The organism is Streptomyces sp. NPDC097617, assembly GCF_044761485.1.
Taxonomy (GTDB): Bacteria; Actinomycetota; Actinomycetes; order Streptomycetales; family Streptomycetaceae; genus Streptomyces.
On sequence record NZ_JBIWCL010000006.1, the window covers coordinates 298,583 to 305,917 of the forward strand.

At 70.6% G+C, this 7,335-nt stretch carries 9 protein-coding genes; 3 read left to right on the forward strand and 6 right to left on the reverse strand.

The window, feature by feature from the left end:
• Positions 1 to 59: 59 nt before the first annotated feature.
• From ispF to ACIQZO_RS14060, 3 genes are all read right to left on the reverse strand, one after another.
• Positions 60 to 581, reverse strand: a complete 522-nt coding sequence (gene ispF / locus ACIQZO_RS14050) for a 2-C-methyl-D-erythritol 2,4-cyclodiphosphate synthase (protein ID WP_403624983.1) — start codon at positions 579 to 581, stop codon at positions 60 to 62.
• Positions 571 to 1,317: a 2-C-methyl-D-erythritol 4-phosphate cytidylyltransferase gene (ispD, locus tag ACIQZO_RS14055; RefSeq protein WP_403624986.1), complete on the reverse strand. Its 747-nt coding sequence runs from the start codon at positions 1,315 to 1,317 to the stop codon at positions 571 to 573. The genes ispF and ispD overlap by 11 nt, the downstream gene beginning before the upstream one ends.
• 297 nt (positions 1,318 to 1,614) lie before the next feature.
• Complete coding sequence (locus tag ACIQZO_RS14060; protein ID WP_006380568.1) at positions 1,615 to 2,097, reverse strand: CarD family transcriptional regulator; 483 nt, start codon at positions 2,095 to 2,097, stop codon at positions 1,615 to 1,617.
• A 633-nt stretch (positions 2,098 to 2,730) separates the two neighbouring features.
• On the opposite strand from ACIQZO_RS14060, the gene ACIQZO_RS14065 reads away from it, so the two are divergent.
• On the forward strand, positions 2,731 to 3,414 hold the full coding sequence (locus ACIQZO_RS14065) for a DUF461 domain-containing protein (protein WP_403624989.1): 684 nt from the start codon (positions 2,731 to 2,733) through the stop codon (positions 3,412 to 3,414).
• A gap of 246 nt (positions 3,415 to 3,660) precedes the next feature.
• Here ACIQZO_RS14065 and ACIQZO_RS14070 read toward each other — a convergent pair whose 3' ends face one another.
• Together ACIQZO_RS14070 and ACIQZO_RS14075 are read right to left on the reverse strand one after the other, a co-directional pair.
• Complete coding sequence (locus ACIQZO_RS14070) at positions 3,661 to 4,341, reverse strand: response regulator transcription factor (protein ID WP_030387286.1); 681 nt, start codon at positions 4,339 to 4,341, stop codon at positions 3,661 to 3,663.
• Positions 4,342 to 4,382: 41 nt separating this feature from the next.
• Positions 4,383 to 5,582: a sensor histidine kinase gene (locus tag ACIQZO_RS14075; RefSeq protein WP_403624992.1), complete on the reverse strand. Its 1,200-nt coding sequence runs from the start codon at positions 5,580 to 5,582 to the stop codon at positions 4,383 to 4,385.
• Between the two features lie 225 nt (positions 5,583 to 5,807).
• On the opposite strand from ACIQZO_RS14075, the gene phoU reads away from it, so the two are divergent.
• Together phoU and ACIQZO_RS14085 are read left to right on the forward strand one after the other, a co-directional pair.
• Positions 5,808 to 6,485: a phosphate signaling complex protein PhoU gene (gene phoU / locus ACIQZO_RS14080; protein ID WP_403624995.1), complete on the forward strand. Its 678-nt coding sequence runs from the start codon at positions 5,808 to 5,810 to the stop codon at positions 6,483 to 6,485.
• A 177-nt stretch (positions 6,486 to 6,662) separates the two neighbouring features.
• The gene (locus tag ACIQZO_RS14085) at positions 6,663 to 6,812 is read left to right on the forward strand and encodes a hypothetical protein (protein ID WP_167344738.1); all 150 of its coding nucleotides are present in this window, start codon (positions 6,663 to 6,665) and stop codon (positions 6,810 to 6,812) included.
• Between the two features lie 79 nt (positions 6,813 to 6,891).
• Here the strand turns inward: ACIQZO_RS14085 and ACIQZO_RS14090 are convergent.
• On the reverse strand, positions 6,892 to 7,335 hold a 444-nt coding region (locus ACIQZO_RS14090; RefSeq protein WP_403624998.1), incomplete at its 5' end, for an IS30 family transposase.

Below are 7,335 nucleotides of genomic sequence, written 5' to 3' on the forward strand. Positions count from 1 at the left end.
CGACCCTTTCGGGACCCGGGGCACCTTTGTTGCCGGTGACGTGCGGCCGCTACGGGTATTCAGGCCCGGTTCGTCCTGTACACGAGGGCCGTGGCGATGGCGGCGAGCCCCTCGGCGCGGCCGGTGAGCCCCAGCCCGTCGGTGGTGGTGCCGGACACCGAGACGGGGGCGCCGGCCGCGGCCGCGAGCGCCTTCTGCGCCTCTTCGCGCCGTTTGCCGATCTTCGGGCGGACGCCGATCACCTGGATGGCGATGTTGCCGATCTCGAAGCCCTCGGCGCGGACGATACGGGCCGCCTCCGCCAGAAGGGTGACGCCGGCGGCGCCGGACCACTCGGGGCGGGAGGTACCGAAGTGCGCGCCGAGGTCACCGACGCCGGCCGCGGAGAAGAGCGCGTCGCAGGCGGCGTGGGCGGCGACGTCACCGTCGGAGTGGCCGGCGAGGCCGTCCTCGCCCTCCCAGAGCAGGCCCGCGCACCACAGCTCGCGGCCGGTCTCGAAGGCGTGCACGTCGGTGCCGATGCCGACGAGCGGGATCAGCGGGGCGGCGCAAGACGTCGGAGTCGCGGTCTCAGTAGCCATCGGTGGCCCTCCTGCGGGCGAGTACGGCCTCGGCGAGGACCAGGTCGAGCGGACGGGTGACCTTGAAGGCCTCTTCGTGGCCGGGGATCACCACGACGGTGACACCGAGCCGTTCCACCATGCCCGCGTCGTCGGTGGCGCCCTCGCCGTCGACGGCGATCTCGGCGTGCGCGCGCAGGAGGGTGGCGAGGTCGAATCCCTGCGGGGTCTGCACGGCGCGCAGCCGGGCCCGCTCGGGCGTGCCGAGGACCGGCTCGGGCTCGCCGGGCTTGCCGGGCTCGACCTCCTTGACCGTGTCGGCCAGGGGCAGCGCGGGCACCACGGCGGGCGCTCCGTCGCGTACCGCCTCGATGACCGAGTCCACTGTGTCCACGGGGACGAGCGGGCGGGCCGCGTCGTGGATGAGTACGGAGGTGACGTCCGCGGGCAGCGCGTCCAGCCCGGCGCGCACGGACTCCTGGCGGGTCTCCCCGCCGGGGACGACCAGCAGCTCGGTGCGATCGGGCAGCGCGTGCTCGCCCAGCAGCAGGCGCACCTCGGCGGCCTCGGCGGGCGGGGCGACGACGACCACGAGGGAGACCGCCCGGGAGCGGGCCATCGCGCGGACGGCGTGGATGAGCATCGGGGTACCGCCGAGGGCCCGCAGGGCCTTGGGGGCACCGGGACCGAGGCGTACCCCCCGGCCGGCGGCCGGGATCACCGCGGCGGTGCGGTGGGGACGCGTTACGTCAGACATTCAGTAGCTCCGAGCCAGGTTTGTGACTTCGGCCGACATGGGTATGGCCTGAAGGGTGCCGGGTGCGACGCCCTCGCCCCTTCCGTGACGACCGGTCGAGCAGGCTGCCCGGGCCCGGCACGCCATCGCGATGGCCGCAGCGATGGTGGCAATGAGGCAGTGAAGACAAGAGGTACGGATCAAAAGGTACGGATACAGACATGCCGCAGCGCCCGGCAACAGGCCTCTCGTGGAGGAGAGACCTTGTCATCGGGCACCGCGGCAAGCTGTGCACCGAACGGTGCACGGGAACTCGCGTCAGGACGCGAGCACCTCGTCGAGGAGGGCCTCGGCCTTGTCCTCGTTCGTGTTCTCAGCGAGCGCGAGCTCGCTCACCAGAATCTGACGTGCCTTCGCGAGCATGCGCTTCTCACCCGCGGAAAGCCCGCGCTCGCGCTCACGACGCCACAGGTCACGCACGACTTCGGCGACCTTGATGACATCGCCAGAAGCGAGCTTCTCCAGATTTGCCTTGTAGCGCCGGGACCAGTTCGTCGGCTCTTCTGCATACGGTGCGCGAAGCACCTCGAAGACCCGGTCCAGCCCTTCCTGGCCGACTACGTCGCGAACGCCGACGAACTCCGCATTGTCCGCAGGCACACGAACCGTCAGGTCGCCCTGGGCGACCTTGAGCACCAAGTAGGTCTTGTCCACGCCTTTGATCTGACGAGTCTCAATGGCCTCGATCAGCGCGGCCCCGTGATGGGGATAGACCACGGTGTCGCCAACCTTGAACGTCATGTGACAGGTACCCCTTCCGTGGCTATCCAGGGTAACACGAGAACTGACTGTTATGAATGGCGTTTTCGCAGGTCAGGGCACATCTCGGGGCTTGACAACAGCGACAGGAACGTGCTGCGGAAGGCTTCCGGAAGGGGGTATTCGCAGGTCGGGGGCGCTGCGTGGACCAGGCGAAAGGGCCACGCTACACCTGCCCCGCACCCCCATCCGTGTGACGTACGTCCCGTTTTGTCGGGTTCCGAGTCGAGAAACCGAACTACTCCGTTCGACTGGCGGCCGCCTCTGCCGGGCGGGTTCCGGCCCAATCCCGAATTGATCACGGAGGGGTGTTCGAGGGAATCCGGAAATTGATCAACGGGAGGCCGGCGCACGATATGCGAGCGCCACAAGATCGGCGCGGCGGACGAGATGGTGAACGCCGAGCGGAATGCAAGATCGCGGGGTGCGCCCAGGGTGGCGGCTCCGCTGCGGAGGGTCGGGTGCGGGGGCGGGGCGGCGGCTCGGTAACCTAAGCGCGCTGACACACCCTTAGAGCGGCTTTACCTCGGCCGTTCCAGGGGGTACCGGTACCTCCCAGCGCCAGCTGGGCGGAGCCCACCCTCCCTTCCGATCGTCCAAGGAGTTGCCGCCGCCGTGAGCCGCAGCCTTCGACGCGGCGCCCTCGCCGCCGCCGCCGTCGTGTTCTCGATCGCCTCGCTGGCCGCCTGTGGTGCGGGCACCGATGCGCAGACTCTCCAGATCAAGCCGGACAACGCCGCCGTCACCAAGGGCGAGATCCAGGTCCAGAACGCTCTGGTGATCACCCAGGGCGAGAAGGGCAAGAAGGGCCCGGCCGCCGTCTCGGCGACGGTCTTCAACTCCGGCACCAAGGCACAGACGATTGACGGCATCACCCTCCCGGGTGGCAAGGGCAAGGTCGTCCTGAAGCCCGCCGAGGGCACTGGCAAGATCACCGTGCCGGCCGGCGGTTCCGTGGTCCTCGGCGGCAAGGGCAACGCCGCCGCCGTGATCGAGGACGGCGCCGAGGCCGCCAAGAACGGCGACGTGCAGAAGGTCGTCTTCCAGCTCAGCAGCACGGGTGGCGTCGAGCTGGAGGCCCTCGTGGTCCCGGCCGTCGGGATGTACGCGGGCTTCGGCCCGACCGCGGCCCCGGCCACCGCCCCGTCCGGCTCCCCCTCGGGCACGCCGTCGGGCTCCCCCTCCGGCTCCCCGTCGGGCGCGGCCTCCGGTTCCCCGTCGGGCGGCCCGTCCGGGTCCCCCTCGGCCGGCTCCACCGGAACGCCGTCGGGCTCCCCGTCGCACAGCGCGGGCCACTGACGTACGCGAACGGGAAGGGCCCCCACCCGCATCAGCGGGTGGGGGCCCTTCCCCTTGCTCCGGCGTAGCCGGCCTACGGCTCGAACCTGTAGCCCGGGACACAGACCGTGACCAGGTGGGGCGGCGCGCCCGGGTCCGGCTCGAACCCCTCCCGCGTGCGCCCCTCGCACGGCGAGGCCCGGGGGGCCTGGCCGGCTTCGGGACGCTGCGCAGGCCTCGGGCCCGCAACGGCGCGGCGTCGTCGGTTTACGGCTCGAACTTGTAGCCCAGGCCACGGACCGTGACCAGGTAGCGCGGCGCGCCCGGGTCCGGCTCGATCTTCGCGCGCAGGCGCTTGACGTGGACGTCGAGGGTCTTGGTGTCACCGACGTAGTCGGCGCCCCAGACCCGGTCGATGAGCTGCATACGGGTCAGCACGCGGCCCGCGTTGCGCAGCAGCATCTCCAGCAGGTCGAACTCCTTCAGCGGGAGGTCCACCTTGCCGCCGGCGACGGTGACCACGTGGCGGTCGACGTCCATCCGTACGGGGCCGGCCTCCAGGGCCGCCGGCGTGACCTCCTCCGGCTCGCCGCGGCGGCGCAGGACCGCGCGGATGCGGGCGACCAGCTCGCGGGAGGAGAAGGGCTTGGTGACGTAGTCATCGGCTCCTATCTCCAGCCCGACGACCTTGTCGATCTCGCTGTCCTTGGCGGTCACCATGATCACGGGCACGTTGGAGCGGCCGCGCAGCTGCCGGCAGACCTCCGTGCCGGGCAGGCCGGGCAGCATCAGGTCGAGGAGGACGAGGTCGGCGCCGTTGCGCTCGAACTCGTCCAGCCCGTCGGGCCCGGTCGCGGCGATGGCGACCTCGAAGCCCTCCTTGCGGAGCATGTAGGACAGGGCGTCGCTGAAGGATTCCTCATCCTCGACGACGAGCACTCGGGTCACGGAAGGACCTCCGGGGCAGGATTGGCTGGAGCGGTTCTGGTTCAGGCAGGGGTCGGGTGGGTGCGGGGGGCAGCCGCCTGGACCGGCGCGGCTGCTTCGGGGAGTCGCAGGGTGAACGTGGAACCCTGTCCCTCCGAGCTCCATACCGACACCTCCCCGCCGTGCGAGGCGGCCACGTGCTTCACGATCGCAAGGCCGAGGCCGGTTCCTCCCGTGGCACGGGAGCGGGCCGGGTCCACGCGGTAGAAGCGCTCGAAAATGCGCTCGCGGTCCTTTTCCGGGATGCCGATGCCCTGGTCGGTCACGGCGATCTCGATCAAGTCTCCCCCAGGAGCCGTCACCCTGCGTCCGGCGATACCGACGCGGGTGCGGGCGGGGCTGTAGTTGACGGCGTTCTCGACCAGATTTCCGAGGGCGGCCGCGAGCTGACCTCGGTTTCCCCATACCCGCAGGTCGGCGGTGCCACCCGCGGCCATGGTGATCTGTTTGGAGGATGCCGTGTGGCGGCAGCGGTCGATGGCCTCGGCGACGAGCGTGTCCACGCGTACGGGCTCGGCGTCCTCCAGCGGGTCGTCGTTCTGTACCCGGGAGAGGTCGATGAGCTCCTGCACGAGGTTGATCAGCCGGGTGGACTCGATCTGCATGCGGCCGGCGAAGCGGCTGACCGCCTCGGGGTCGTCCGCGGCGTCCATGACGGCCTCGGACAGCAGGGAGATCGCCCCGACCGGGGTCTTCAGCTCGTGCGACACGTTGGCCACGAAGTCGCGGCGTACGGCCTCGATGCGGCGGGCCTCGGTGAGGTCCTCGACCAGGAGGAGCACCAGGCGGGAGCCGAGCGGGGCGACGCGGGCCGAGACCGCGAGGGCCTCGCCCCGGCCGGTACCGCGCCGGGGCAGGTCCAGCTCGACCTGGCGTATCTCCCCGTCCCGGCGGGTGTCGCGGGCCATGTGGAGCATGGGCTCCACGGCGAGCTTCCCGCCGCGGACCAGCCCGAGGGCGTACGCCGCCGAGCTCGCCTTGACCACCGCGTCGCCCTCGTCCAGTACGACCGCGGAGGAGCGCAGCACGGAGAGGACGGTGTCCACGCCGGGTGGGAGCACCGCATTGATGTCGGGGCGCATGGAGCTCCGGGTGGGGCGGGCCTGGTCGCGCTCGCTCCAGCGGAACGCCAGCATCGCGATCACACCGGTGCAAAGACCAGCAATCGCTGCAGCTGCGGCGACCGCCGCGTTCACGTCCATGGATCCAGGTTAAGCAGGCCCGACGACACTTCCACAGCCGTTCGGGTGGCACCTCGAACACTCGTCGCCCAGAGTTCACCCTGACGACGGGGTTGATTCACTTGTGATGCCGGAGTCGGACGCGTTTGCGGCTCACCGTGTCAACGTGGGGCCACACGCCGCCCCCGCCCGCCCCCGGGCAGTACTTGCAGCAGGCAGTAGTAGGTCGAGAGAGGGACACGAGACATGCGCGACGCGTACCACGAGGAACTGGACTCGATCGGAGAAGGCCTGGTCGAGATGGCCCGGCTCGTCGGTTCCGCGATCGGGCGGGCCACGACGTCCATGCTCGACGCCGACCTGAAGCTCGCCGAGAGCGTCATCGCCGCCGACCAGAAGGTCGACGACCTCCAGCACGACCTGGAGGCACGCGCCATCGCCCTGCTGGCCCGCCAGCAGCCCGTCGCCACCGACCTGCGCATCGTGGTGACCTCGCTGCGGATGAGCGCCGACCTGGAGCGCAGCGGCGACCTGGCCCAGCACGTGGCGAAGCTCGCCCGGCTGCGCTTCCCGGACACCGCCGTGCCGCGCGACCTGCACGCGACCATCCTGGAGATGGGGCAGCTGGCGCAGCGCCTGATGGCGAAGGCCGCCGAGGTCATCATCACCAAGGACGTCGACCTCGCCCTCCAGCTGGAGCAGGACGACGATGAGATGGACCAGCTGCACCGCACGCTGTTCCAGCACCTGATGGACGACCGCTGGAAGCACGGCATCGAGACGGCGGTGGACGTGACGCTGCTGGGCCGCTACTACGAGCGGTTCGCGGACCACGCGGTGTCGGTGGCCAAGCGCGTGGTCTACCTGGTGACGGGTGAGCACGCGGACGACCTCCAGCAGCCGACCCAGATCGACAGCGTCTGAGACCGGCCGGGCGACACGCGGCCGCGGGCGGGCGAGCGCGGATGCGCCGTTGACCCCCTGCGCGGTTGACCCAATGCGCCGTTGACGCGCCGGTACCAGTGGGCATGAATGAGGGCGAGAGCGGTCGTCGTACGAAGTCCCGTATGCCGCGGGGCACCGCCTCTGCGAGGAGGAACCATGCCCGATTCCCCCGTCCCCATCACCCCTGAGCAGGAGCAGCCGCCGAGGCCGGAGCCGCTGCGGCTGCCCCTGCTCGCCGCCTGCGGCTGCGGCTCGGGCTGCGGCTGCGGCTGCCAGTCCGGCGCCCCCTGCCAGTGCGGCGGCTGACCGCCACCGCCGGCTCCACGCGCACGACGGGCCCCGTCCGAGTCGGCGGTTTCTAGGGGTCCTCGCAACACCTGATGGCTTACGTGGTTGTCAGTAGATCACGCAGGCGCTCGGCTGGGGTTCTCCAGCCGAGCGTTTTGCGTGGTCGGCCGTTGAGTTTCTGGGCGACGTGTTCGAGGTCTTCGGGGCTGTGCACGGACAGGTCGGTGCCCTTGGGGAAGTACTGCCGCAGCAGGCCGTTGGTGTTCTCGTTCGATCCGCGCTGCCAGGGCGAATGGGGGTCGCAGAAGTAGACCGGCACTCCCGTGGCCACGGTGAACTGCTTGTGCGCGGCCATCTCGCAGCCCTGGTCCCAGGTCAGCGAGCCGCGTAGGTGCTCGGGCAGGGTCTGGATCAGGGGCACCAGCACGTCGCGGACCTCCTCGGCGGTGTGCCCGCCGGGCAGGTGTCCGAGCAGGACGTAGCGGGTGGAGCGCTCGACCAGGGTCACGATCGCGCTCTCGTTGCGGGTGCCGACGATCAG